Source organism: Marinobacter sp. 1_MG-2023, from assembly GCF_030549045.1.
Taxonomy (GTDB): domain Bacteria; phylum Pseudomonadota; class Gammaproteobacteria; order Pseudomonadales; family Oleiphilaceae; genus Marinobacter.
Window position 1 is genome coordinate 143824 of record NZ_JAUOST010000006.1, and the last position, 26659, is coordinate 170482.

Annotated in this window: 18 protein-coding genes; 4 read left to right on the forward strand and 14 right to left on the reverse strand. The window is 54.2% G+C overall.

Features of this window, described 5'->3' with window-relative positions; all coding sequences use genetic code 11:
• The first annotated feature begins 103 nt into the window (after nucleotides 1-103).
• The 3 genes from Q4606_RS14905 (at nucleotide 104) to Q4606_RS14915 (ending at nucleotide 3165) form a co-directional block, all read left to right on the forward strand.
• Nucleotides 104-715 (forward strand): peptidylprolyl isomerase, encoded by a 612-nt coding sequence (locus Q4606_RS14905; protein ID WP_303608028.1) that lies wholly within the window; start codon nucleotides 104-106, stop codon nucleotides 713-715.
• Between the two features lie 17 nt (nucleotides 716-732).
• Nucleotides 733-2457, forward strand: a complete 1725-nt coding sequence (gene mnmC, locus Q4606_RS14910; RefSeq protein WP_303608029.1) for an FAD-dependent 5-carboxymethylaminomethyl-2-thiouridine(34) oxidoreductase MnmC — start codon at nucleotides 733-735, stop codon at nucleotides 2455-2457.
• Between the two features lie 75 nt (nucleotides 2458-2532).
• Complete coding sequence (locus Q4606_RS14915; protein ID WP_303608030.1) at nucleotides 2533-3165, forward strand: CBS domain-containing protein; 633 nt, start codon at nucleotides 2533-2535, stop codon at nucleotides 3163-3165.
• Between the two features lie 3 nt (nucleotides 3166-3168).
• Here the strand turns inward: Q4606_RS14915 and Q4606_RS14920 are convergent, their stop codons facing one another.
• The 5 genes from Q4606_RS14920 to Q4606_RS14940 all read right to left on the reverse strand — a co-directional run bounded on the left by Q4606_RS14920 (nucleotide 3169) and on the right by Q4606_RS14940 (nucleotide 13471).
• Nucleotides 3169-5877 carry a hypothetical protein gene (locus tag Q4606_RS14920; RefSeq protein ID WP_303608031.1) on the reverse strand — a complete coding sequence of 903 codons (2709 nt, stop codon included), beginning with the start codon at nucleotides 5875-5877 and terminating at the stop codon, nucleotides 3169-3171.
• A gap of 190 nt (nucleotides 5878-6067) precedes the next feature.
• Nucleotides 6068-8098, reverse strand: a complete 2031-nt coding sequence (gene ligA / locus Q4606_RS14925; protein ID WP_303608032.1) for an NAD-dependent DNA ligase LigA — start codon at nucleotides 8096-8098, stop codon at nucleotides 6068-6070.
• Nucleotides 8099-8175: 77 nt separating this feature from the next.
• Nucleotides 8176-9144 carry a cell division protein ZipA gene (zipA, locus tag Q4606_RS14930; protein ID WP_303595780.1) on the reverse strand — a complete coding sequence of 323 codons (969 nt, stop codon included), beginning with the start codon at nucleotides 9142-9144 and terminating at the stop codon, nucleotides 8176-8178.
• A 147-nt stretch (nucleotides 9145-9291) separates the two neighbouring features.
• Nucleotides 9292-12786, reverse strand: coding sequence for a chromosome segregation protein SMC (gene smc / locus Q4606_RS14935; protein WP_303608033.1), 3495 nt, complete (start codon nucleotides 12784-12786; stop codon nucleotides 9292-9294).
• 1 nt (nucleotide 12787) lies between these two features.
• On the reverse strand, nucleotides 12788-13471 hold the full coding sequence (locus Q4606_RS14940) for a GntR family transcriptional regulator (protein ID WP_303595778.1): 684 nt from the start codon (nucleotides 13469-13471) through the stop codon (nucleotides 12788-12790).
• 292 nt (nucleotides 13472-13763) lie between these two features.
• Here Q4606_RS14940 and Q4606_RS14945 point away from each other — a divergent pair, with 292 nt between their 5' ends.
• Nucleotides 13764-14690 (forward strand): GGDEF domain-containing protein, encoded by a 927-nt coding sequence (locus Q4606_RS14945; protein ID WP_303595777.1) that lies wholly within the window; start codon nucleotides 13764-13766, stop codon nucleotides 14688-14690.
• A 27-nt stretch (nucleotides 14691-14717) separates the two neighbouring features.
• On the opposite strand, the gene rluB is transcribed toward Q4606_RS14945, so the two are convergent.
• The 9 genes from rluB to Q4606_RS14990 form a co-directional block, all read right to left on the reverse strand.
• Entirely contained in the window at nucleotides 14718-15749 is a 1032-nt protein-coding gene (gene rluB / locus Q4606_RS14950) for a 23S rRNA pseudouridine(2605) synthase RluB (RefSeq protein ID WP_303595776.1), read from the reverse strand.
• A gap of 39 nt (nucleotides 15750-15788) precedes the next feature.
• Complete coding sequence (gene scpB, locus Q4606_RS14955) at nucleotides 15789-16430, reverse strand: SMC-Scp complex subunit ScpB (RefSeq protein ID WP_303608034.1); 642 nt, start codon at nucleotides 16428-16430, stop codon at nucleotides 15789-15791.
• Between the two features lie 46 nt (nucleotides 16431-16476).
• Nucleotides 16477-17271, reverse strand: a complete 795-nt coding sequence (locus tag Q4606_RS14960) for a ScpA family protein (protein WP_303595774.1) — start codon at nucleotides 17269-17271, stop codon at nucleotides 16477-16479.
• Nucleotides 17272-17275: 4 nt separating this feature from the next.
• Nucleotides 17276-18490 carry a tryptophan--tRNA ligase gene (locus Q4606_RS14965; RefSeq protein WP_303595773.1) on the reverse strand — a complete coding sequence of 405 codons (1215 nt, stop codon included), beginning with the start codon at nucleotides 18488-18490 and terminating at the stop codon, nucleotides 17276-17278.
• Between the two features lie 121 nt (nucleotides 18491-18611).
• On the reverse strand, nucleotides 18612-19484 hold the full coding sequence (sucD, locus tag Q4606_RS14970) for a succinate--CoA ligase subunit alpha (protein ID WP_303595772.1): 873 nt from the start codon (nucleotides 19482-19484) through the stop codon (nucleotides 18612-18614).
• Nucleotides 19484-20650 (reverse strand): ADP-forming succinate--CoA ligase subunit beta, encoded by a 1167-nt coding sequence (sucC, locus tag Q4606_RS14975; protein ID WP_303595771.1) that lies wholly within the window; start codon nucleotides 20648-20650, stop codon nucleotides 19484-19486. Before sucC ends, sucD begins: the two co-directional genes overlap by 1 nt.
• A gap of 196 nt (nucleotides 20651-20846) precedes the next feature.
• Nucleotides 20847-22289 (reverse strand): dihydrolipoyl dehydrogenase, encoded by a 1443-nt coding sequence (gene lpdA, locus Q4606_RS14980; RefSeq protein WP_303595770.1) that lies wholly within the window; start codon nucleotides 22287-22289, stop codon nucleotides 20847-20849.
• Between the two features lie 35 nt (nucleotides 22290-22324).
• On the reverse strand, nucleotides 22325-23557 hold the full coding sequence (odhB, locus tag Q4606_RS14985) for a 2-oxoglutarate dehydrogenase complex dihydrolipoyllysine-residue succinyltransferase (RefSeq protein ID WP_303595769.1): 1233 nt from the start codon (nucleotides 23555-23557) through the stop codon (nucleotides 22325-22327).
• Nucleotides 23558-23582: 25 nt separating this feature from the next.
• On the reverse strand, nucleotides 23583-26420 hold the full coding sequence (locus Q4606_RS14990) for a 2-oxoglutarate dehydrogenase E1 component (RefSeq protein ID WP_303595768.1): 2838 nt from the start codon (nucleotides 26418-26420) through the stop codon (nucleotides 23583-23585).
• Nucleotides 26421-26659 lie beyond the last annotated feature (239 nt).

Here is a 26659-nt window from a genome sequence, read left to right on the forward strand (position 1 = left end):
GCATCCCGAACCACGAATCAAATCTGTTAAGATCGGGGTACAATCAAGTTCAAGTAATTATTGCAGGAATTCCACTTACCGCTAACCGACTGAGAGCCCAGCGATGAGAAATTTGGCAAAACCCCTGAATAATGTAATCCACGTCGTAGTTGCGATTCTCGCTTTATCTTTTTTATCGCTTCCAGCTCAAGCCCAGACCGAAAGCAAAGATGCCGAAGCTGAGCTACCGAAGGTACGGATCCTCACCAGTGAAGGCGCTATTGAGCTGCAGCTACGGCCAGATGTAGCTCCCAAAACGGTTGAGAACTTCCTGCAATATGTACAGGACGGCTATTTTGACGGCACCGTTTTTCACCGGGTTATTCCTGGCTTTATGATTCAGGGCGGCGGCTTTACTGAAAATATGGCACGCAAGGAAACCCGGGCACCTATCAAAAATGAGGCATCGCCAACGCTTCCAAATCTCCGCGGCACAGTTGCCATGGCACGAACCAATGCCCCCGACTCAGCAACGTCTCAGTTTTTCATCAACGTAGCAAAAAATGATTTTCTGAATGCAGGTGTTCGCGGACCAGGCTACGCCGTTTTCGCGAAGGTAACGGCTGGCATGGGTGTGGTTGACACCATCGCCGGTGTTCGGACTGCCCGTATCAAGGGCATGGCGGATGTGCCGGTAAATGCTGTTGTAATCGAGAGCGTTACTCTGCTGGAGTAACATAACAGGACAACTGAATGACTTCCCCTGCCATTCCGCCAGCCATAGAGGCGGCGGAATTGATCTGGCGCGATGGCCTGCCGGAATCGAAGCAAATCGAAGATATCTGTTCTGACCTCCGTAACGGGCGGCTGGAATCTGGTGACGAATTCATCGAACGCTACAACCTGATCGAGCAGTTTGCCGCAGTTCCTGAGGCAGGTTCCTTCGTAGTTGCCAAGGCAGGCTTCGGTACAGGCTTGACGTTTCTGACCACATGGCAAGCCTGGCAAGCACACGGCCCCTCTCATGCGGCGACGCTTCACTTTGTCGCCGCTGAACCTTCTCCACTCTCCCGGAGAGATCTTGAGAGCGCGCTGACGGCTTGGCCCGAACTTCAAAGTTTATCGAAAGAACTGATTTCGAATTACCCGCCTCTGATTCAGGGTACCCACCGCCTTATCCTGGATGGTGGTCGTATTCGCCTGACACTCTTCTTCGGCGATATAAATACCGCCTGGGATCAGCTCGATTTTCAGGCTGACGTCTGGCTAGGGGATAACCCTAAGGTTCCGGAAAGCTCTGTAACACGGGATACCACCGAGACGCCTGCCAATTCGGTCGCGGTTATCGGCGCTGGTATTGCGGGCTGCCTGCTTGCAAACAACCTCGCACGAAGAGGCTATAGCGTCACACTGGTAGATGCCGCAGACGAGGCAGGCTCAGCGGCATCCGGCAATCTTCAAGGTGCAATGTACGTAAAGCTCGGTGTCGAGTTTAACCACCAGACTCAGCTTGCTCTGTCTTCACTGACGTTTAGCCAACGCTACTACGCTCCCTATCTCGACCAATACTGGCACCCAACTGGCCTGCTACAACTGGCCTGGAATGACAATGAAAAAGATCGCCAGCGACGGTTTGTCGAGCGAAACCGCTATCCGGAAGAAGTTCTGCGCGCGGTAACCAGGCAGGAAGCAGAAACTCTTACAGGCAGCAGTCTGGAGAGCGGTGGCTTATGGTTTCCGTCCAGTGGATGGCTGTCCCCTGGCAAGCTCTGCAAATCACTCGCTTCCCACCCGGGCATCCGAAAAGTTTTTGGTTTGTCGGTGAGACAACTGGTGGCTTCTGAGGGCAAGTGGCTCCTATCTGCGACTGACTCTGAAGATATCCGGGCAGACCAGGTTGTTATCTGCGCCGGGCACTTAAGCCCGAAGTTGATACCAGGCCAGGGAACATTCCGCTTCAAAGCCATTCGCGGGCAGGTCACTCATATCCCCGCCTCCCTGATTACCAACCCAAAGGCTGTTATCTGCGGTGCCCGTTATTTCAATCCGGCTCAAGGCACAGAAAGCGAGCAACTGGCCGTCATTGGTGCCACATTCGACCTGCACAACGACGAACCCGCCCCGACTGCAGCCAGCCACAGGGAGAATATCCGGGACCTTTCGGCGATGGTCCCGCAAATGCTGTCAGCAGAGATCGCATCGGGCAACCTGCCCGATCAACTGGCTGGACGCGTCGGCTTCCGTTGTACAACCCATGACTATCAACCTGTCGCCGGGCCGTTTTTCGATGCCAGTGGTCAGGTTCAGGAGGGCCTTTACCTACTGACCGGATTAGGGAGCAAAGGCCTGACCTATGCACCTCTGCTCGCAGAGTTCGTTGCAGATCTATTAACGGACCAGCCATCGGCACTTCCTGCGCAACTTGCAAAAAGAGTCGCTACCGGGCGTATGCATCGAACAAAAGTGGCGTCTTCGTAATTAATTACTGCTAATGGTCTGCAGTAGCGCGCCGATACACTGTCTGACAGGTGTCGTCTTCAGAGGGTAATGCAGGTGTCCATTTTTGTCAGCGAGCCAGGCCGTCCCGTAGGAACAAGATTGCCGGAAATATTCCGGGGGCGACGCGTGGGTGATGTCAGCGAGCTCACGGAGAGCCAACCCATCAATCCACAGCGCGGTGAAGCAACAGACTCCGAGTTTCAGCTTGCAGCTCAGTCGGGCCGCCATCGTGCTCTGGAAGAGTATGGCGCGGCCGCCGCGGGCGAACGCAAAGATCAACGGCCTTATCTGCCAGTCTCCTCTATTTGCTCGCCATCGCTTTACTCCATATCCGCCTCGGCAACCGTGAGCGAGGCTATGACAATGATGGACGTACAAGGTGCCAATCATCTTGTCGTTACCGCTGACACAAACGTTGCCGGGCTCGTAACGCAGCAGTGGTTACTGGCCTGGCTATACGAAAATCAAACCAATACGATTAACCAAAGCCTGACCCATATTGAGTTACCCGCATTCCTGACCGCCTCGCCGGAAACCGATGCCCACCAGCTTGCCAGGCTGATGCTGGCACACCAGCTTAATGCAGCTCTGGTTGTAGACGCTCAGGGCGAGGCTATTGGCATTATCACCAGCACAGATTATCTTCGCCTTTACGCCAGTGTCGGCGGACAACAAGGCAGTGTTTAGCTCCTAAGGATTCAGCAACTGTCCCTCAGGGCTGAATAACAATACCAACCAGGAAGAACCCACCTGAGCCAGAGCCACAATTTCGTCGTCCCGGTAGTTGGCGAGTTGAATGATTTCCGAGTCACCAGCAAGTAACTGGCTACGCCATTCATTACGGAACTCGCTCGTCTCTGCATCCGGTTCAGGTTCCGATACCAGTGACAACCGCGAAATAATACCCGCGGCACTGCCACCGGAGTTAGCGGTACCAGTATAGTCTCCATCGGTAACACCGGCCGCCACCAGATCGCCGGCAAAGCCAGTTAGCGCAGCGAAGTGCTCGTCCGAGACATCTCCGTCATCATTCAGATTAAACGCGCGGATAACATCACCGGTGGAGGTGTAACCCAGCACAAAACCACTTGCGCTGGAGCCTGGCAGACTCGTCAGGCTCAGGCTGTCTTCTTCCTGCTCGGCCGTGTATTCATTGCTCCCATTACCCAGCAACCATAAGGTGCTTCCATCTGCCACACCACTTGAAATCCTCTCATCCGCGTCAGTACCTCTCTGATATACCCTTAGGCCAGTGTCTGCGGATGTCGTGTTGTAAAAATAAGCATCCTCTCCACCCAATGATGGCTCACCGCCAACAGCGCCCCTGGCAGAGCCGAACAGTGACGCTCCGATACCTGCCACACTTGCGCCAGCTACCCGGTCATCTGCAGAAGATCCGACCTGGCGTGTCCAGGCCAGCGCTGGAACCAGGCCGCTTCCATCAGCAAGCGAATCTATGCGCTGCAGAAAACTGTCGAAGCCTCCGTTTGCCATTTGCCCGGGCCATACACCATCGGTCTCACCAGCAATCACAACAAAACCATTTGTGACATTTATACCCGCCCAGCGAACCAGATCGTCTCCAGCTGTACCCGTACGTGTCGTCCAGGCTTCAATATACTCACCACCGTTGCTTGCTTCGTCGTACCAATACAATGAGCTTACAATATCCGTACCGCCCTGCTCTGTGGTACCGGACACGGCTTTATCTGTGCTGTAAGCCACCAAAAGTTCAAAGCGATCGGTCTTTATGTTGTTCTTTGTCACCTCTCGTTTGGCTACGCTGATCATTGGCTCTGGTTCAGTCAACTGGTCTCCGGCCCCTGACACGTCAAGAACTTGAAGCAAGCCACCCTTCTGGCTGAATATACGCACCAGAACCCTGTCGTTATCTGCACTGTCGTATCCAGCCACAAATATTCGCCCGCTATGTCCCGTAGCTACGTCCGTTGCGACAAAACCGCCTCCAGATCCAACAACAAGTGGCGACACCAGCTCGTTAATACTGATTCGTAGCATTTCGTCTTCCGCTGCACGGGCATAGTTTTCGCGACCGAGCTGAAAGTTCTCGTTCAAGACTAACAGGATAAAACGATCATCCAGACCAGAGTTGTTATAAGTTCCGGGGTCAGCAACACGGATAGTGAATGTGACCTCATCCACCCCATCCGGAAATACAAGCTCATCTCCCGGCAGACTGGTGCTGAACTCGGTACCTAATCGAGCGGTGGAATCGTCCGAATGACCAAGCTTTGCCCGGACCGCTCCCTCCCGCTCCCCGGTCAGGCGCGCTGCGTATGTTCGGGAGCCACCAACATTCAACGTATCCCGCGATCCACCTGCGATGGTTTCAAGGCTCACTCCAGGCTCATTGTCATCAATCACCAATGTGGTGCCGACACCTCCATTGGTCTCTCCCAATCCTGCAAGGCCGGAGCGCACTTCCGTGAGGTTCAGCTGCAAGGCCTCTGAAGGCTCGGGAAAACTGTCGTCCACAACTTCCAGGCGAATGTAGCACTCGGTGATTCCTGGCTCGAATGTCACGACACCACCGGCATATACTCCGGTGGTGTCGGTTTCGTAGGTCAGGTAGGAAAGCTCTTCGAGGAGTAAATCACTACCGCTGCCCATTGCCACGATATCCTGCCCCGGAATGGCATCACCGGCGTTGGCTTTGCTGTGATCACACCGTTGATCAGGAGCGGTCACCCCCGGATCACAGCTGGATGCGTCGTAACCCGATGTCAGTTCGAAGGCGACCGCTACCCGTGTTACCGACGGCTGCTCCAGCAGTACTTTTACAAAAACAGGCCTGGTTGGCAGCGTTAGGTCGCGGGTGCCTGAAACAGCACCGTTTGTATCATAGGTGTTGATCGTAAAACTGTGTTCACCGGGAGTTTCCAGATCAGGTAAATCACAATGCTCCCGGCGAGTATCCGGAATAGTCGGTGATGCGCCTTCAATGAACGTCTCTGATTCCAGCGCAAGTGCGTTGTATTTGACTTCAATATTGAATGGCTGAGTGCCCGCCATCTCGCCGTCGGTGCTTACAAGGTTAATATTTTCCAACTTACCAAGGTCTGCATCGCCTCGGGCGCCCCCACTGAGGCCCGGCACACCGCGCATGATGATTCCTTGCCGAGCTTTGTTGCTCGTATCTTCAAGCGCTAGCCAGGACGGCGCATTCGTCAGCGTATAATCGAGTATGTCCTCGCCGCCGTAGGCGCCAAAATTGTAGTAATACTCCACCCCAAGATAGGCTGCCGCCGGAGGGATGCCCAGAATCGTTGGCTGATCCGGATCCTTCTCGGTTTTACAGCCTGAGGCGGCAGAGACAAGCAGCAGTATAATTGCCATGTTTGCAAGGATGGCAGGGCGGGGATACGACTCGGCGCGCATGGGAAAATCCGTTTCGGAATATTGTTGTTATGGCAGTGCATGCACACTGGTACAAACCAGTGATTTACACACCGTTACAGAACAACGCCATGTTAGCCAGTTTGGGAAATGGGGTATCTGCGCGAGTTCTCAGATTCGCCGACCAGCCAAAGCCTGAGGGGTTGTTCCCCGCAAACTTCGACGCCAGTGTTCAAAACAAACCGTGCTCCTTCAGCATTTCCAGCAAAGCCGGCTCATCCAGAACCTGCACGCCAAGCTGTTCAGCTTTTGTCAGTTTGGAACCAGCCGCCTCACCCGCCACAACACAGGCTGTCTTTTTCGAAACGCTGCCAGCCACCTTGGCGCCCAGTGACTCCAGCTTTTCCCGGGCCACATCGCGGGTCAGTTCCGACAAGGTTCCTGTAAGCACCCAGGTCTGGCCCTGAAGCGGTCTGGCACCAGCAGTAACTTCCTCCTCCTGCCACTTTACGCCGGCCTCACGCAGCGCATCCAGCGTTTCCCGGTTATGGGGCTGGTCGAAAAAGCTGCAGATATGTCCGGCGACTATCGGTCCTACATCGGGTACGGCAACAAGCGCTTCTTCATCCGCTTCTGCTACAGCCTCCAGAGAACCGAAATGGGAGGCCAGGGACTTGGCTGTGGCCTCCCCCACTTCCCGGATACCCAGTGCGTATAGAAAGCGCCAGAGTACTGGCTCCCGGGCCCGATCAATGGCCTCTACCAGGTTAGAGGCAGATTTTTCCCCCATGCGCTCCAGGCGGGTTAAATCCTTCGTGGTCAGGTGGTAGATATCCGCAACGGTTTTCACCATGCCCTGGTCTACAAGAATATCGATCCACTTATCGCCAAGCCCTTCAATATCCAGCGCCTTTCTGGACGCGTAATGCCGAATCGCTTCTTTTCTCTGGGCCGGGCAATACAGCCCACCTGAACAACGCGCGATCGCTTCACCTTCAATCTGTATAACATCAGAGCCGCACACGGGGCAGTGCTTGGGAAGCTCTACCGATTCAGCATTTTCCGGGCGCTTTTCTACAACCACCTTCACAACTTTGGGAATAACGTCACCGGCCCTGCGAACAAACACGGTGTCGCCGATATGAACGTCCAGCCGGCGGATCTCGTCCATGTTGTGCAAGGTAGCATTACTGACCGTTACCCCACCCACAAAGACCGGCTTCAGGCGCGCTACTGGCGTAACGGCACCCGTACGTCCCACCTGAAACTCCACATCCTCGACAACCGTCAGTTCTTCCTGGGCCGGAAATTTCTGGGCAATAGCCCAGCGCGGCGCGCGGGAGACAAACCCAAGCTTCTCCTGATAGTCCAGTCGGTTGACCTTGAATACGATGCCGTCAATTTCGTATGACAGCGTATCGCGCTTCTGCATCAGCTCCTCATAGGCCGCGAGACATTCGTCGGCGCCCTGGGCTCTTCGCATTTCCGGATTGATACGGAAGCCCCAGCGCTGAACTTGTTGGAGGCTCTCCCACTGTGTATCAGGCAACAGATTTTCGTCTGTCACTGCAACACTGTAGGCGCACATTTCCAAGGGGCGCCGCGCCGTGACGGTAGACTTCTTCTGGCGCAGGCTGCCGGCTGCTGCGTTCCTGGGGTTTACGAAGGTTTTCTCACCCTGCCCCGTCAGCCGGCTATTTAAAGCCTCAAAGCCGGCCCGAGGCATGTAAACCTCACCCCGGACTTCCACAAGGTCGGGAACATCCGAGCCTCTCAAACGCAGTGGCACCGAGGGAATGGTACGAATGTTTGCTGTAATGTCCTCTCCGGCATAGCCGTCGCCACGGGTCGCTGCACGGGTAAGCGAGCCCTGCTCGTAATGCAGGCTGACAGCAAGACCGTCCAGCTTTGGCTCGCACACGTACTCAACGTCTTCATCGCTGTTGAGGCGTTCCCTTACCCTGCGGTCAAAATCACGAAGCTCGTCTTCGCTGAATGCATTATCCAGAGACAACATGGGCAGACGATGGATAACCTCATCAAAGCTGGTCTCGGCACTGCTACCTACACGACGGGTAGGCGAATCGTCCGACGCCAGCTCGGGGTATTCATTCTCGAGTTTTTGCAATTCCCGAAACAGGCGGTCGTACTCCGCATCCGGAATACCCGGATCGTCCAGCACGTAATACCGGTAATTATGCTCATCAAGGGCTGACCGCAGTTCCTCTACCCGCTTGATAGTGTCCGGTGAAGGCTTACTCATAAATTCGTGCTCTTGGCTGTCAAAAAAATGCCCGGATGGCTCCGGGCATTGTTATTTCAGTTCTGACCCAGGCCGGCTCAGTGGAGTGGCGACCGCTGCTTGCGTTCGAACTCACGGATACGCTGGCGGCAGTGCTCGATGGTCTGGGCTGTCATCACGCTACGACGTTCATCCTTGAGCTCTCCACCCAGGTTACGAACGACGCACTGGGCGGTTTCAAGCATGAAATCGAAGGCCTGTAAGGCCTTGGTCGGCCCCGGCATACTCATGAAAAAGCTGATACCCGGTGTCGTCATTGCGGCCACATCGTCAGGCTTGAATGTGCCTGGCTGAACCGCGTTCGCAACACTGAACTGTACAGGGCTGGTGGTATCCTCTGCCTCGTGGCGGTGATAGATCTCCATATCGCCATGGGCCAGACCGCAGGCTTCAAACAGTTTCTGCAACGCGCTGCCACTAAACTCCTCTCCCTGGCGGGCAAGCACATTAATAACAATAACCTCGCGGGCTTCCGGGCGGTTTGCGCCGGCCGGTGGCTGCTTGGGATCGGCTTTCTTTGGCTCGCGGCGGGCGGTATCTTCTTCTACGTCAATTGACGCCGCTGCAGATGTTTCTGGTACAGACAAGTCATCATCTTCTGCACCCCAACCTGTATCAACTGTTAACTCTTCTTGCTCAATGGAAGAAAAACCAGCCTCTTCACCATCGCTGCGGAGTTGCTCATCAGGTAACTCGTCTTTTTCCTGCAGCGCTTCGCGAACAGGCCGTGTCGGTTTCTGTTGCGGGGTGCGGAACCGCGAGGGTCTTTCACGCCGCACATAGCCGCGTTCTTCCAGGGTATCCTTTGAAATAGCCCTGGCCCCTCCGTTTGGAAGCTCAGGATTATGATCCTCATCCAGCGGAGACTCTTTGAGATCGTCAGCGCCCATCCCGGAAGAAATCGCAATAGATTCCTTGCGGGCACGGCGCATGCGCCTTAAACCATCTATAACAATGCCGATGATAACCAGGGTACCGATGGCAATTAACCATTCCCTAAGTGACATAGTGCTGCTGTCCTGTTTGCAGATCGGGTACGGGAGCAAATAAGACGCTCCGTCTATTACTCTAAAAAAAGCCCGTAATGAATACAACGCAAAGCCGCATCACATGGCTTTATTGTCATTCTTGACGAATTTCTGGTCAGTTCGTTCTCAGGCTTCCGCCAGGGCGGCCGCCTCATCCACATCCACCGAAACGAGACGCGAGCACCCTGGCTCATGCATGGTAACGCCCATAAGCTGATCTGCCATTTCCATAGCGATCTTGTTATGGGTTATGTAGATAAATTGTACCTGTTTTGACATTTCCTTGACCAGATTGGCGTAACGACCAACGTTGGCATCATCAAGAGGCGCGTCAACCTCATCCAGCATACAGAAGGGCGCCGGGTTGAGCTGAAAAATGGAGAATACCAGCGCGATAGCGGTTAACGCTTTTTCGCCCCCGGACAACAGATGGATAGTGCTGTTCTTTTTACCTGGCGGCCTTGCCATGATCGTGACACCAGTTTCCAGAAGGTCCTCGCCAGTCAATTCGAGATAGGCATTACCGCCGCCAAATACTTTCGGGAACAAGGCCTGAAGGCCCCCGTTTATCTGGTCGAAGGTTTCCTTGAAGCGCTGACGGGTTTCCCGGTCAATCTTGCGAATCGCTGTGTCAAGAATCTCCAAGGCTTCGATAAGGTCTTCGTGCTGGCTGTCGAGATAGGTTTTGCGCTCACTCTGGACCTGATACTCATCAATCGCAGCAAGGTTAATGGCGCCAAGACGCTGGATGCGGTTACCAATTTTCTCAAGCTCCGCTGCCCACTCGTCCTGATTCGCATCCTCTGGCAACTGTGGCAGTATGTCCTGCAACTTCACCTGCAACTCTTCAAGCTGCTCAATATAATTACCGGAGCGTATCTCAAGCGCCTGGGATTCCATCTTCAGCTTCTCGAGCTTTGAGCGGACTTCCTGAATCCGGTGATCTGTGCCGCTTCTGCCCTGTTCCTTCTCCCGCACCTGACGATCAATCTCTTCGAGCGCATCGCGGGCGACGCCAAGTTTTTCTTCTTCCGCGAGCCGACGATCCAGCAGCCCCTCAAGCTGCATCTGGAGATCTTCCATGGGCTCTTCGGCACTTTCCCGGGATTCTCTAAGCATCTCAAGGCGCTCTTCCAGCCGTTCTTTCTGCAACTGCATGCGGTCTATCGTCTGCTTTAGTCCGTCGCGCTGACTGCTAAGGGATTGTAGTTGCAGTTGCAGCTGATGAGCGTGGTCCCGGTCATTCCGGGCTTCCTGGCGCAGGCCATCGAGTTTTTCCCGTAACATGTCACGTTGTTCGAGTAGACGCTCTTTTTCATCCTCGCCATCCTCGCTCAACATCAGCGCCTGCTGCCACTCTTCGCGAGCGATGCCAAGACTCTCCTGCTGCTCTTCCAGATTCAGTGCGACGTCAGCGACATCCTCGTGAATGCGTGTCAGGCGCGCATCAATCTGTTCGGCGCGAGCACGGAGCCCGCTGATTCGGGAGACAACCTGGCCAAGCTCCCGATCACTTTCGCTCAGCCGGGCCTGAGCATCATCTCTCGCTGCCTCTGCCTTTTCTGTGCGCTCCTGCAAGGCCTCATAGCGCCCCTGCACTTCTTCCAGAGATTCTTCGGCCTGGGACAACTGCTGAGTCAAGTCATCCACTTTTTTCTGTCGTTCGATAACACCTATCTGGCCGGCGTCAGAATCCGGCATTAAGACCCAATCGCGGGCAACCCATACACCCTCTCGGGTGATAAGGCTGTGACCTTCTGCCAATCCGGCTCTCTGCGCCAAAGCGTCATCAAGAGTCTCCGACGTACCGATACCCGCCAGCATGGCAGTTACCGAATCCATCCCGTCAACCTTTGAGGCCAGACCCTGAGCGGAAGTACTGTCACCAGAGCCAGGCTGGATAACGGCCAGCCCCTTTGGTGCGCTGTGCAGAGCTTCATTCAGTTGATCAATATCCGGCAACAACAGCCCCTGGCTGAAGCGCCCGATCACCTGTTCCAGCGCAAATTCCCAGCCATCATCTATGCGGAGCTTTCCTGCGACCCGGGGTAGATCACCCAGGCCATGTTCCCCCAGCCAGGCTTGCAACCGGTCATCCTGACCACCCATCTGTTCGTCGAGCAAAGCCTGTTGGGATTCCATACTGGCCTGCAGGCTCTGAACCCGCTGACGGATTTCCGACAGCCTCTGTTCGGTATCCCGCTGGTTATGGCGTGCATCCTGAAGTTCGTCGTGGGTGGCTTCAATGTGTTCTGCGGCTTCCTCTCGCTGCAGTTCCAACACCTCTTGCTGCTCCTGGAACGACTCAAGTTCCGCCCGATCAATCTGTCCGTCCAGCTGGGCCTGTTCTTCCTGAAGCTTGTGCTGACGAGCCAGCAACTGTTCGATAGCCTGTTCAAGTGAGCGGATGCGAGACTGGGCAAGCTCCGCCTCCCGGCGGGCGTCTGCGGACCGTGAGCTGAACTCTTCCCACCGATGCTGCCACTCGCTCATGGCGTCTTCCGCCTGTTGAAGCTTTTCACCGGAGTCTTCCGAACGGATGGCCAGAGCCTCTTGCTCGGGCTCAATCATTGCGAGTTCTTCGCAAATTCCTTCCAGTTTTTCCTCGTCCAGGCTCAGTTCGCGGCCGAGCTCGCGCTGGTTCGCCATGGCCTGGTCCAGTTCTGCGGCCGTTTGCCGGCTGCGCTCTCGCTGATGCTCAAGGCTTTGTTCAATTCGGGCGATATCCGCTCCAGCCTCATAATAACGGGCCTGGGCACGGTTAAAGTGCTCTGTGCGTTCGTGGTGGCCATCCCGAAGAGATTCGAGGGACGTCTCCAGGCTGATACGCTCCGCCAGCTGCTTCTCAAGCTCCAGCTCGGTGTCACGGATTTTCCCGCGCCAATTTTGCAGGTCGTTATCCAGTGACTGCCACCGCAAAACAGTAAGCTCGGCTTTTTTCTGGCGTTCGTCGTGTTTATAGGCTTTGTACTTTTCTGCGGCCGCAGCCTGCCGTTCAAGGTGCTGCAGCTGGCGCCCGAGCTCTTCACGAAGATCGGTCAGGCGCTCAAGGTTTTCCTGGGTGCGACGCATCCGGTTTTCTGTTTCCCGGCGACGCTCTTTATATTTTGATATACCGGCGGCTTCTTCAATATAGGTTCGCAACTCCTCTGGCTTGGCCTCAATCAGCCTTGAAATCATCCCCTGTTCGATAATGGCGTAACTTCGAGGGCCAAGACCGGTGCCCAGAAACAAATCCGTAATATCCCTGCGACGGCACTTAGCGCCGTTTAGGAAATATTCCGATTGGCCTTCACGGGAAACACGGCGACGCACTGAAATTTCGTTAAACCGGACAAATTCTCCGGGAGCAGAGCCGTCGCTATTATCAAAGACCAGCTCTATGGAAGCCTGCCCCACTGGTTTGCGGGCACTGGATCCATTGAATATAACGTCGGTCATGGATTCGCCACGCAAGTACTTGGCAGAACTTTCACCCATCACCCAGCGAACGGCATCGATAATGTTGGATTTGCCACAGCCATTGGGGCCTACCACCGCCGTCAGATTCGTGGGGAACGGCACAGTGGTCGGGTCTACAAACGACTTGAACCCGGCAAGTTTTATAGACTTCAGGCGCATGTCACGCGCTCTCCTCCTCCCTGAGAATGCTCAATACCTGTTGGCGCTGATGCTCGCCAAAGGCCGTAATTGCAGCTTGTAAGCGTTCAGAATCCCCACTTGCTGCTGCCTCGCCGAGGCGTCTGAAAAATTCAGCCGTCTGCCCAATACTTTCCCGGAAATTCTCCAGGGCAACAAAATAAGTGCGACTTATCGCAGGCCGGAAGTTTTCCAGGGTTTCTTCAAGAAACGGATTATCGACCAATCCATAGGCGTGGCGCATTACACCGAAACCGGCATCAATAATTTTTTCTGCAGCATCCGGGCCTGTTGAGTTCACAGCCTGAATGACCGCCTCGACTTCCCGGACTCGCCCCATGACGCCAACCAGTTCATCGCCAGTCCAGCGCTCAATAACCTTACGCCCTAGCATGCACAGCAAGTCGATATAGATATCATAGAGGCTGTTAACGCTCGCCACGGTCAGGCTTGAAACAACCGCGCCCCGACGTGGGAAAATTTCAATCAAATGTCTGCGTTCCAGAATGAGCAAGGCCTCACGCACCGAACCACGACTGACGTTGAGGTCGCCAGCAACCTTTAGCTCCTGGATGCGACTTCCGGGTGTCAGATCCCGCGTCACGATCCGCTGCCCCAAATGCTGGGCGATCTGTTCAGAAAGACTTTCCGGGGCCTGAAACGTCATAGGGAATGTAGCTCACTTCTGCAAACGGCGAGGATGTTGGTCGCAGAGTTTAGCACAGGGTTTCCCCATCCCCATCCCCTAGTAAAAGCGCATTTTCCGGCAGGAAGCGCATCCAACGGAACGAGCTTGCCGTATTTTTGACACTCAGATTCACCTTGGCACGCTGGTGCCACAGAACACTTCATAATTTCCATATATCTATATGTTTTTAAAAAAAACTTCGATTTACGGCACGAAGCATGCTCAATCCTCCCTTAAGAGCATCACCAATTTTGCCAGAGAGTGAGATCCAGTGAAAAACATATCGTCGATACAGAGCGCCACCTCTCAGCCAAAGGATCTGGCAGCGCTACAACAGGCCTACCGGAGCTGGTCGAACACTTCCGACCCTTTCAGCAGGCTTACACGACGCCTTGCCACGACACTGTCCCTGGAAACTCAGCTCGGCATTCTGGCGGAAGAACTGGGAAACATCATCCCCTTCGATTCCCTTACCTATCGCCACCAGATCGGGCATCGTGATTTTGTATACGCAACCGGGATTGGCGGCCCTCACCGCTGTGAGTATCGCTTGAATCTCGAAGGAGTGTGCTACGGAACGCTCTCAGTAAATCGTCGGCAAAAGTTTTCAGACGACGAGCTCCAAGGCATTGAAATGATCATCAGTGCAGCCGTCTGTTCGCTCCGCAATGCCTGCCAATTTATTACGATAGAACAAGCAGCATTGACCGATGCGCTGACTTCAATTCCGAACAAACGCGCCCTCGACGAACAGCTGCAACGTGCATGCTCGCTTGCCGACCGCCATGCGGGGGAGTATTCCCTGATTCTCTGCGATCTGGATCATTTCAAATCAGTAAACGACCAGCAGGGGCATGTGGTAGGTGACCACATGCTGCGATTGGCCGCCAGCACTCTGGAAGCGGCAATCAGAAACTCAGACAGCGTATATCGGTTTGGCGGTGAAGAGTTCGCCATTCTGCTACCACACACAGGCGAACTCGAGGCGCGGGATGTAGCAGATCGTGTGCGCAATGCCATTGCGGATCTTCGGGTAGACTGTGGTGGCACCGAGCTGTCTGTGACAATCAGCTGCGGTGTTACTCGCTATATGCCGGGGGAAAGCGCGGACCAATGGATAGCCCGCGCCGACGAGGCCCTTTACAGAGCCAAAGAACAGGGCCGGAACTGCACAAGGGTGTTTGCCACCATTGGCTGAATAACGCGACCCGAAACAAATTTTAACCTATCTGCCCGACTTACCAGGACTCCCTGTCTGGGCCTTGCGAGGTCTGGCAGGGCCTGTTTTAGGCTTGCTTGCTCCGCCACGGGGTTTATCTGAGCCACCTTTGCGAGCAGGTTTGGTATCACTCACATCCCAGCGCCGGCCTCCGCTTTTCTTGCTGCCACTGCCAGGGCTCTTTCTTCTCAACCGGTCATGAGCGGCCTGCTCATCCGGCGTTTTCTGCGGTATATCTATCGAATCAAGCCCGACCACTTTGCTCAGGGTGTCCACTGTTTTCTGATCCAATTCTTCCCATTTGCCAAGTGTCAGCCTGCTGGGGAGAAAAATCGGTCCATATCGCACACGCTTCAAGCGACTTACACGCACGCCCTGAGACTCCCACAAACGCCTGACCTCCCGGTTTCGGCCTTCCAGAAGGGTCACGTGAAACCAGCGGTTGATTCCACTGCCGCCAGCCTGGCTTATATCACTGAATTTGGCCATGCCATCTTCAAGAAGAACCCCCGCCATCAGGCGCTGGATCATGGCATCATCAACCTCGCCAAAAATCCTGACTGCATACTCCCGGTCAATCTGGCTCGAGGGGTGCATAAGGCGATTTGCCAGTTCACCGTCGGTGGTAAACAACACGAGCCCGGTGGTATTGATGTCCAGCCGGCCTATCGATATCCACCGGTTATCCTTGAGCCTGGGCAAACGGTCAAATACCGTTGGGCGCCCCTCGGGATCCTTACGAGTAGTCACCTCACCTTCGGGCTTATTGTAGATAAGCACCCGGCGCACAGTCGTCGCCGCACCCGCAACCTCAAGTCTTTTCTCATCCAGCTCGAAGCGATCATTCACGGTCGCCTTCTGGCCCGGCACAGCTGCCTCACCATTGACGGTCAGGCGCCCGGTTTCCATCCAGCCTTCAATTTCCCGGCGCGAGCCAATACCTGCGCGGGCAAGAAGTTTCTGGATCCGCTCCGGGCCTTCGTTAGTAGCCGTGTCTGCGGCCGGTTTTGCTTTTCTTCCGGGGCGTTCTGACGCCATGAACATAATCCTTAATCGCTGACTGACACCCGAATGGTGTCAGTGAAGTGTCTCACCCGGGGAATTATCCTCTGCGGGCTCCGCCGAAGTTGAATCAAACTCAATCTCGGCCTGAATGCTTTTTTCAATCTCTCTGCCAATTTCTTCCAGGTCCCGGATCTCGGATAGAGGTGGCATCTGATCCAGGCCTGAAAGGTTGAAATAGTCCAGAAACTGTCGGGTTGTTGCGTACATCGCAGGCCGACCAGGAACGTCTCTGTGTCCTACAACGCGAACCCACTCTCGCTCAAGTAACGTACGAATGATATTGCTGCTTACCGTAACACCCCGGATGTCTTCAATTTCGCCGCGAGTTATTGGTTGGCGGTAAGCAATAAGGGCAAGAGTTTCCAGTAGCGCTCGGGAATACCGTTGCGGTTTTTCCTCAAACAACCGGCTGACCCAGGGAGCATATTCCTCACGCACCTGAAGCCGGTAGCCGCTGGCCACTTTACGAAGTTCAATCCCCCGGCCCTCGCAAGCGTTACCAAGGAGCATCATCACATGATCCATAACCTGCCGGGCCGGACGTTCATCCTCGGTGAACAGTTCTCGCAACTGGTCTACAGAGAGAGGCTTGCCCGCCGCCAGCAGTGCGGCCTCGACAATCGCCTGAATTCTGGAAAGATGCTCTTCATTCATGATCGCTATCCGTTCTTCGGTACGCCGTTTGCCGATACAATAGGGCCTAACGGGCAGCCCGGGCACGCATGTGAATGGAACCCAGCACGTCTGTCTGCACGACTTCAACCAGCTGTTCTTTCACCAGTTCCAGCATGGCCAGAAACGTAACCACTACCCCAAGCCTTCCTTCCTCCACGGTAAAGAGGCTCTCGAAAGTAACAAACTGATCATCCTGCAACAGAGACAGAATGGCCGACATGCGCTCGCGCGTGGAAAGCTTTTCCTTTTCCACGTGATGGCTGGTAAAAAGATCCGCTCGCTCCAACACTCCTCGAAGCGCAAGGATCATCTCCCGAAAGTCGACATCAGGATGCGGCTGGGTAGACGGCAATTGCGGCAAGGCTGCCGACACAGAAAAACTGTCCCGCTCCATCCGCGGTAACGATTCGATATCCTCAGCGGCCTTTTTGAAACGTTCATACTGTTGCAGCCGGCGAATCAATTCAGCCCTGGGGTCCAGCTCTTCGTCTTCATCAGATTCGTGCTTCGGCAGCAGCATGCGGGACTTTATTTCTGCAAGCGTGGCTGCCATCACCAGATACTCGGCAGCCAATTCGAAACGCATGGCTTCAACGGCTCCGATGTAGTCCATGTACTGCCGGGTAATTTCACTCACGTCTATGTCCAGAATATCCATATTCTGGCGACGGATGAGGTAAAGCAATAGATCGAGCGGGCCCTCAAAGGCTTCCAGAAATACCGCAAGCGCGTCCGGCGGTATGTAAAGGTCTTTGGGAAGATCGACCAACGCCTTCCCGGATACCTTTGCTAATGGGGCCTGCTCTGGCTCTGGCTTCACGGGATCAACGATAGCTCAGGCCCATTGCGGCACGGACTTCATCAAGCGTATCACGAGCCGCATCACGGGCGTGTTCACGCCCCTCTTGAAGAATCGAATGCACCAGATCCGGGTTCCCTTCGTATTCCAATGCTCGCTCCCGCAAAGGACGTTGCTCTTCGATAATTGAATCAATCAAAGGTTTTTTACAGTCCAGACACCCGATACCGGCACTGCGGCAACCCGTCTGAACCCACTCTTTTGTTGCCTCATCTGAGTAGACTTTATGCAGCCCCCAAACCGGACACTTCTCCGGCTCACCCGGGTCTGTGCGCCGCACCCGCTGCGGGTCAGTCTGCATGGTCCGCAGTTTCTGGGCCACGCTATCCGGCTCTTCCCTCAGGCCAATGTAGTTGTTGTAGGACTTGGACATCTTCTGCCCGTCCAGTCCCGGCATTTTGGATTCAGGCGTCAGCAATGGCTGCGGCTCCGGAAGTATGACCTTGCCGCCACCCTCAATGAAGCCATAAAGGCGTTCACGATCACCGATGGAAATGTTCTGCTGCTCCATAAGCAATGCACGAGCAGTGTCCAGAGCTTCAAGATCACCTTCTTCCTGGTAGCGCTTCTTGAGGTTACGATAAAGCTTGGCGTTTTTCTTGCCCATCTTGGTGATGGCTGATTCCGCCTGCTCTTCAAATCCTGGCTCACGCCCATAAATATGGTTGAACCGACGGGCGATCTCACGGGTAATTTCAACATGAGACACCTGATCTGCGCCAACTGGTACTTTACCCGCGCGATACATCAGTATGTCGGCAGTTTGCAGCAGTGGATAACCGAGGAACCCATAGGTCGCTAGGTCTTTTTCCCGCAGCTTTTCCTGCTGATCCTTGTATGTAGGGATACGCTCCAACCAGCCAAGCGGCGTGATCATGGAGAGTAAAAGATGCAGCTCCGCATGTTCAGGCACCTGTGACTGAATGAACATGGTGGAAGACCCGGGATTAACGCCAGCTGCGAGCCAGTCGATCACCATGTCCCAGACGCTTTGCTCGATGCCAGAAGGGTCATCGTACTGCGTCGTCAGGGCGTGCCAGTCGGCAATAAAGAAGAAGCACTCAAATTCGTGCTGGAGTTTCACCCAGTTTTTCAGCACACCGTGGTAATGACCAAGATGAAGCTTGCCGGTCGGACGCATACCGGACAAAACCCTTTGCTGGGAATCTACAGAACTCAAAGCACAAACTCCTTCAATTGAATGGGACTCGGCCCATAGTAGATCAGACGACCCGGCATTATAAATAAAAAACCCCCGCTCTGCAGAACAGAAACGGGGGTTTTAGTGAAAGAAACCAGCTTTACCAGCCAGTCACTTCCTTCAGAGCCTTACCAATCTCGGCCAGACTGCGCACGGTTTTGACACCAGCGTCGTTCAGAGCCGCGAATTTTTCGTCTGCAGTACCTTTACCACCGGAAATGATGGCACCGGCGTGGCCCATACGCTTGCCTGGAGGTGCTGTAACACCGGCAATGTAGGAAACCACTGGCTTGGTGACGTTTTCCTTGATGAAAGCAGCCGCTTCTTCTTCAGCGGTACCGCCGATTTCACCAATCATCACGATAGCTTCAGTCTGCGGATCTTCTTGCAGCAGCTTGAGAATATCGATGAAGTTTGAACCCGGAATAGGGTCACCACCAATGCCCACACAGGTAGACTGGCCGTAGCCGAAGTCTGTGGTCTGCTTGACCGCTTCGTACGTCAGGGTACCTGAACGGGAAACGATACCGACCTTACCTGGCTTGTGAATGTGCCCTGGCATGATGCCGATCTTGCACTCTCCCGGTGTGATAACACCTGGGCAGTTAGGCCCGATCATGCGAACGCCTTTACGGTCAACGTATTCTTTGGCGTACAGCATATCGATTGTCGGGATGCCTTCGGTGATGCACACAATCAGCTCAATGCCTGCATCCGCCGCTTCAATGATGGCGTCTTTACAGAACGGAGCCGGAACGTAGATCACAGTTGCCTGAGCACCGGTCTTCTCTACAGCGTCGCGCACGGTGTTGAACACCGGCAGACCCAAATGCTCGGTGCCACCTTTACCCGGGCTTACGCCACCAACCATCTTGGTACCGTACTCAATAGCCTGCTCAGAGTGGAATGTACCCTGTGCGCCGGTAAAGCCCTGGCAGATTACCTTGGTGTCTTTATTAATCAGGATGCTCATTATTTACCCCCTGCGGCTTTAACGACTTGCTCTGCAGCATCGGCCAGGCTGCTGGCGGCGATGATGTTCAGGCCACTATCAGCCAGTACCTTGGAACCCAATTCAGCGTTGTTACCTTCAAGGCGAACAACTACGGGCACTTTAACGCCAACTTCTTTAACGGCACCAATGATGCCTTCGGCAATCATATCGCAGCGAACAATACCGCCAAAGATGTTAACCAGTACGGCTTGCACTGCATCGTCAGACAGGATGATTTTGAACGCTTCGGATACGCGCTCTTTGGTCGCACCGCCGCCAACGTCCAGGAAGTTAGCCGGACGGCCGCCAGAAAGCTTGATGATATCCATGGTACCCATGGCCAGGCCAGCACCGTTAACCATGCAGCCGATGTTGCCTTCGAGGGCAACGTAGTTCAGTTCCCAGGCTGCAGCTTCAGCTTCGCGAGCATCTTCCTGTGAAGGATCGCGCATTTCCTGAAGCTTCTTCTGGCGGTACAGAGCGTTGCCGTCGACGCCAATCTTGGCATCCAGGCAGTGCAAATCACCAGCCGGAGTGATAACCAGCGGGTTGATTTCCATCAACGCCAGATCGTAGTCTTCAAACAGTTTCGCCAGACCCAGAAAGATCTTGGTGAACTGCCCGATTTGCTTGCCCTCAAGACCCAGTTTGAATGCCAGCTCGCGACCCTGGTATGGCTGTGCGCCAACCAGCGGATCGATCTCGGCTTTCAGGATTTTTTCCGGAGTTTCTTCCGCAACGGTCTCGATCTCAACACCACCTTCGGTGGATGCCATGAATACGATACGACGAGTACCACGATCGACAACAGCGCCCAGATACAGCTCTTGGTCGATATCAGTCAGGGATTCAACCAGAATTTTGCTGACTGGCTGGCCGTTCTCGTCAGTCTGGAAAGTCACCAGCTGTTTGCCCAACCACTGCTCTGCGAACGCTCGGATGTCATCAGTGTTCTTGACCAGCTTTACACCGCCAGCTTTACCGCGGCCGCCCGCGTGAACCTGAGCCTTTACAACCCAGCTGTTGCCGCCAATTTTTTCTGCAGCTGCTACTGCTTCGTCCGGGGTATCGCAGGCAATGCCCTGCGATACTGGCAAGCCATATTCAGCGAAAAGCTGTTTGCCCTGATATTCGTGCAAATTCATAGTTAGTGTCCCGCTCTTTGATGGAGGATAACCACGTACGGAAATTGAACCCGCGACTCCCCGTCAGGAGAGTCTTTACTGCGAATTCCTTTCGGCGAGCAGGTTTTCAACTCAGCTCGCCATGATCGCAACAGGAAATCGGCTCTTTTTATGGTAAAGGGGCGCCATCACGGGCGCCCCTGTTTCCTGGTTTGCGTTACTTCTTTTTACGACGGTTCGCAATATGAATCGCGCCACCGCTAACTGCCAGCGCTGCCTCGTGCACAGACTCCGACAGAGTCGGGTGCGCAAAACAGGTCAGAGCCAGATCTTCTGCACTGGAGCCAAATTCCATGGCAATAACACCCTGAGCAACAATTTCTGATGCCTGAGGGCCCACAACGTGGAAGCCCAGAATCCGGTCGGTCTTCTCGTCGGCAATGATCTTCACCATGCCAGAGGCGGAGTTTGCCGCCATCGCACGACCGTTGGCCGCAAACGGGAATGTACCAACGTTATAGGCTTCACCTTCACTCTTGAGCTGCTCTTCCGTTTTACCTACCCAGGCCACTTCCGGCGATGTGTAGATTACATTTGGAATGCAGTCGTAGTTAACCTGAGGTTTATGGCCGGCAATACGCTCTGCTACCATAACGCCCTCTTCGGAAGCTTTATGCGCCAGCATAGGACCACGCACAACGTCGCCTACGGCCCAGACACCCGGAGCCTCGGTTTTACAGTTTTCATCAACAAAGATGAAACCACGCTCATCCATGCTGACGCCGGAATCTGCTGAAAGCAGATTGTCTGTAAATGGCCGGCGACCAACAGCAACAATCAACTTGTCGACTTTAAGTTCCTGTTTGCCCTTGCTGTCTTCGTAGTTCACATAGACCAGCTTGCGCTTCACTTCGGCGCCGGTTACGCGGCCACCCATGACGATGTCCAGGCCTTGCTTGCGAAACTGTTTCAGAGCGTCCTTGGCAACCTGCTGATCAACGGCAGGCAGGAAGGTATCCTGAGCTTCCAGTACAGTTACTTCAGAACCCAACCGCGCCCAGACACTGCCCAACTCAAGCCCGATAACGCCAGCGCCGATGATGCCAAGACGCTTGGGAACTTCATCAAATTCCAGCGCGCCCTCAGAGTCCACAATATAGCCTTCCGTCATCGGAGCAGGCGGTATATCAATGGGCTTGGAGCCGGTGGCAATAATGACATTCTCGGCTTCATAGGTCTTTGTCTTACCGTCTTTATCGGTGACTTCAACCTGACGATTTGCCAGCAGCTTGCCGTGGCCATGTATGGAAGTAACGCCGTTGGCTTTAAACAGGCCTGCGATACCGCCGGTCAACTGTTTAACGATGCCACTCTTACGCTCCATCATCTTGGCGATGTCCATTTTGACATCTTTGGCGATGATGCCCTGCATTTCATAGTCGTGGCTGGCTTCCTCAAACTTATGAGAAATTTCCAGCAGGGCTTTCGAAGGAATGCAGCCTACGTTCAGGCAGGTACCGCCAAGTACCTGACTTTTGCCATCCTCGGAGGTCCACGACTCGACACATGCGGTTTTAAGACCAAGCTGAGCAGCTTTTATAGCGGCAACATAGCCACCAGGGCCTGCACCAATGACAATTACGTCGTACTTATCAGACATAGTTAATCCTGTTTTCTGATTCGTTAAATGTCAGCTCAGACGTCCAGCAGAATACGCGCCGGGTCCTCGAGCATTTCCTTGATGGCCACAAGGAACTGCACCGCCTCCTTGCCATCGACCATGCGGTGGTCATAGGACAGCGCAAGGTACATCATCGGACGGATTTCAACCTTGCCATTGACCGCCATCGGGCGCTCCTGGATTTTATGCATACCCAGAATAGCAGTCTGTGGCGGGTTAAGGATCGGAGTAGAGATAAGCGATCCAAAAATACCGCCATTGGTGATGGTAAAGGTGCCACCAGTCATATCTTCGATTGCAAGCTTGCCACCTTTTGCCTTGGTACCATACTCAACAATCTTCTTCTCAATGTCTGCCAGACCCAGTGCGTCGACATCACGAAGTACCGGAACCACCAATCCACGATCAGTCGAGACCGCAACACCGATATCCTGGTATCCGTGGTAAACCATATCGTTACCATCGATAGACGCGTTCACAGCCGGGAACCGCTTCAGCGCTTCAGTTGCTGCCTTGGCGAAGAACGACATAAAGCCCAGCTTGATTTCGTGACGCTTCACGAAGCTGTCCTGGTACTGCTTGCGCAGTTCCATAATGGGGCCCATATCGACCTCATTAAAGGTCGTCAGCATAGCAGCGGTTTGCTGAGCATTTACCAAACGCTTGGCAATACTGGCACGAAGACGAGTCATGGGTACGCGTTTCTCAATACGCTCACCCGTAGAAACATTGGCTTCGGGCGCAGCAGCTTTTGAGGCTCCACCTGAAGACTTGGCGTTATCTACATGATTCTGAACATCTTCTTTAGTAACGCGACCGTCTTTTCCAGTGCCTTTTACGGAACCGGGGTCAACATTGTTCTCCTCGGCCAGCTTACGTGCTGCCGGGCTAAGAATAGCGTCGTCAGAACTCTGGCTTTGTTCAGTTTTGGCTTCGTCCTTGTCAGCATCGGCCTTGGCCTTGCTTTCGTCACCGCCTTTGCTGTCGGCAGAGCCAGAGTCGCCCACGGCGCCTGCCTTGAATTTGCCGATAACTTCACCGCTTTCTACGGTGTCGCCTTCGCCTTTAAGGACTTCTTCTATTACGCCGTCGGCCGGAGCAACAACCTCGAGAACGACCTTGTCGGTTTCAATATCGACAATCAGATCATCACGTGAACAGGCTTCGCCCGGCTGTTTGTGCCAGGTCGCGACGGTACCCTCTGCGACCGACTCCGGGAAAACGGGTGCTTTTATCTCAGTAGACATTACAGTTCCTTAGCTCGGTAGCTCGTCAGATTTCGAACGCGTCGTTAACAAGATTTTTCTGCTCTTCAATATGAACAGACATGTGACCTGCTGCCGGCGCAGCAGAGGCCTCACGGCCGGCATACTGAAGGTGAAGCTTGGGGTTCAGCCGCTGCAGCGCATTGCGCATATGGTGCTGACTGCTGTACCAGGCGCCCTGGTTCATTGGTTCTTCCTGACACCAAACCACGTGCTTCAACTTTGAGTAATTGGCCAGTACCTCATCCAGGTCTTCGCTGGGGAACGGATAAAGTTGCTCAATGCGCACAATGGCAACATCGTCACGTTCATCAGCTTTCTTCTTTTCCAGAAGGTCGTAATAGACCTTGCCGCTGCAAAGAATAACCCGGGAAACTTTTTTCGCCTCCGGCAGTTCTTTCTCAGGAAGAACGGTCTGGAAAGTGCCTGATGTCAGGTCTTCCAGATCAGAGGTTGCTTCCTTGTGGCGCAACAAACTCTTGGGTGTAATCGCCACTAGCGGTTTACGCAGCGGGCGCTTCACCTGGCGACGCAACATGTGGAACACCTGGGAAGGCGTTGTCGGCACGCACACCTGAATGTTGTGCTGCGCAGATAGCTGCAAGAAACGCTCCAGCCGCGCAGAACTGTGCTCTGGCCCCTGCCCCTCATAACCGTGAGGTAGCAGCAGAGTCAACCCACAAAGGCGACCCCACTTGTGCTCACCGCTCGTGAGGAATTGGTCAATAACCACTTGGGCGCCGTTTGCAAAATCCCCAAACTGCGCTTCCCAGACCACCAACGTATCCGGGGTCGTAGTAGCGAAGCCATATTCAAAAGCCATCACTGCCTCTTCAGAGAGCAGTGAGTCGTATATTTCAAACTTCGGCTGAGTGTCAGTAAGTTGCTCGAGAGCAATATGCCTGGAACCGTCTTTCTGGTTATGCAAAACAGCATGCCGGTGAGAGAAGGTTCCGCGGCCCACGTCCTGGCCGGTCAACCTGATCGGGTGCCCTTCATTCAGCAGAGTCGCATAAGCCATTATTTCGCCATAGCCCCAGTTGATAGGCAAGGCACCGGCTGTCATTTTCTCACGGTCAGAAACAATCTTGGAAACCTGACGCTGAATGCTGAACCCTTCAGGAACCTGGGTCAGTTTCTTACCAAGCTTCTGGATCGTTCTCAACGCCACACTGGACTTACACTTGGCTGTCCATTCGTGTCCCAGATAGGGAGCCCAGTCAACATAAAGATCTTTATTCGGCTCTTTAACCAGAGATTTGACCACGTGCTCGCCATTATCCAGCGCGTCACGGTACTCATTTTCCATCTGCTTGGCTTCGTCTTCGCTCACAACGCCAGCAGCGACCAGTTTGTCCGCATAAAGCGTGCGGGTGGTCTTCAACTTGCGGATCTTCTCGTACATCATCGGCTGGGTTGCCGCAGGCTCATCAGCCTCGTTGTGACCCCGACGACGATAACAAACAAGATCGATAACCACGTCGCCTTTGAACTCATTGCGATAGTCCATCGCCATTTGAGTAACAAAGACCACTGCTTCAGGATCATCCGCATTCACATGAAGTATCGGCGCGTGAACCATTTTGGCCACGTCGGTACAGTATTCAGTGGAACGAGCGTCTTCCTGCTTGCTGGTCGTGAAGCCGACCTGGTTATTGATAACGATGTGGATAGTGCCGCCCACGCCGAAACCGCGGGTCTGCGACATCTGGAAGGTTTCCATTACCACGCCCTGCCCCGCAAACGCGGCGTCGCCGTGCATGATAACAGGAACGACCTGATTACCCTCATTGTCAGAGCGTCGGGTCTGACGAGCACGCACGGAGCCTTCAACTACGGGTGATACAATTTCCAGGTGCGACGGGTTAAACGCCATTGCAAGGTGTACTTCACCGCCTTCGGTCATCACGTTGGATGAGAAGCCCTGGTGATATTTGACGTCGCCGGAACCGGAATCGGCCAGTCGCTTGCCTTCAAATTCGTCAAACAACTCTTTCGGATTCTTACCCAGCGTATTAACCAGCACGTTAAGGCGGCCACGGTGGGCCATACCCAGAACGATTTCCTTGGCGCCGTATGAACCGGCACGCTGGATCAACTCGTCCATGCAGGGGATAAGACTTTCGCCGCCTTCAAGCCCGAAACGCTTTACACCGGGATAACGGGAGCCTAGATATTTTTCCAGACCTTCAGCTGCCGTGAGGCGCTCCAGAATGTGCTTGCGGGTTTTTGTCTCGTAGCCCGGCTCGGAGCGGACAGGTTCCATCCGTTGCTGAAACCAGCGTTTAATGCGGGTATCAACTATGTGCATATACTCGGCGCCAATGCTGCCGCAGTATGTCTGCCTCAGACCGTCAACTATGTCTCCGAGCTTCATGGTTTCAGAACCAAAACTCAGCGAGCCTGTCTGAAACGTCAGATCCCGGTCAGAATCGGATAAATCATGGAACGCCGGATCGAGGTCTTCTACCGACGGGCGCTGCCAGACCCCAAGAGGATCCAGTTTCGCTTCCTGATGACCGCGGAAGCGATACGCATTAATAAGCTGGAGAACACGGGTTTGCTTTTTATCAGCGTCCGACGTTGCACTGACAGGCACGCCGTTACTCGCGAGAAAACGCTGATTGCGGGATATGTGTCCAAACTGTTCACGAATCGTAGAGTGCAAGACATCTCGGCCATGAGAGCCGTCGACGCTCGGAAGCTTGTCAAAATAGCTCCGCCACTCTTCGGAAACGGAATTAGGGTCTGTCAGGTAGGTTTCAAAAAGCTGTTCAACATAGGCCAGATTTCCACCTTGTAAGTGGGACGTCTGCCATAACTGCTCCATGATGCTTTCTTGCATTTTGAATAGCTCACCTTGGGCTGGTGCGGGGGAGCCCGGTATGGTCGGCCAGGGGTAATTACCAGTCAATACGGGTTTTTACGGGATCGACTGTAGCAAACCACACCCAACACGGATGCTTTTCCGTTCCCCAATGATTTTTTGTACTCAGCGAAGCCGCAAGAAAACCGGATGAGTTCCCGCCACGGCTTGCGTAGTTTGCACCCGGGTAAGACCTTTGACTATAAGCCTTTGGTTGA

What these genes read in the sequence shown, in the direction of transcription:
- odhB (WP_303595769.1), bottom strand. Translation starts at nt 23,557, where the DNA reads ATGTCTACTGAGATAAAAGCACCCGTTTTCCCGGAGTCGGTCGCAGAG.
- ligA (WP_303608032.1), bottom strand. Translation starts at nt 8,098, where the DNA reads ATGAGTAAGCCTTCACCGGACACTATCAAGCGGGTAGAGGAACTGCGG.
- zipA (WP_303595780.1), bottom strand. Translation starts at nt 9,144, where the DNA reads ATGTCACTTAGGGAATGGTTAATTGCCATCGGTACCCTGGTTATCATC.
- sucD (WP_303595772.1), bottom strand. Translation starts at nt 19,484, where the DNA reads ATGAGCATCCTGATTAATAAAGACACCAAGGTAATCTGCCAGGGCTTT.
- Q4606_RS14905 (WP_303608028.1), top strand. Translation starts at nt 104, where the DNA reads ATGAGAAATTTGGCAAAACCCCTGAATAATGTAATCCACGTCGTAGTT.
- Q4606_RS14990 (WP_303595768.1), bottom strand. Translation starts at nt 26,420, where the DNA reads ATGCAAGAAAGCATCATGGAGCAGTTATGGCAGACGTCCCACTTACAA.
- rluB (WP_303595776.1), bottom strand. Translation starts at nt 15,749, where the DNA reads ATGGCGTCAGAACGCCCCGGAAGAAAAGCAAAACCGGCCGCAGACACG.
- lpdA (WP_303595770.1), bottom strand. Translation starts at nt 22,289, where the DNA reads ATGTCTGATAAGTACGACGTAATTGTCATTGGTGCAGGCCCTGGTGGC.
- Q4606_RS14920 (WP_303608031.1), bottom strand. Translation starts at nt 5,877, where the DNA reads ATGCGCGCCGAGTCGTATCCCCGCCCTGCCATCCTTGCAAACATGGCA.
- smc (WP_303608033.1), bottom strand. Translation starts at nt 12,786, where the DNA reads ATGCGCCTGAAGTCTATAAAACTTGCCGGGTTCAAGTCGTTTGTAGAC.
- mnmC (WP_303608029.1), top strand. Translation starts at nt 733, where the DNA reads ATGACTTCCCCTGCCATTCCGCCAGCCATAGAGGCGGCGGAATTGATC.
- sucC (WP_303595771.1), bottom strand. Translation starts at nt 20,650, where the DNA reads ATGAATTTGCACGAATATCAGGGCAAACAGCTTTTCGCTGAATATGGC.
- Q4606_RS14940 (WP_303595778.1), bottom strand. Translation starts at nt 13,471, where the DNA reads ATGACGTTTCAGGCCCCGGAAAGTCTTTCTGAACAGATCGCCCAGCAT.
- scpB (WP_303608034.1), bottom strand. Translation starts at nt 16,430, where the DNA reads ATGAATGAAGAGCATCTTTCCAGAATTCAGGCGATTGTCGAGGCCGCA.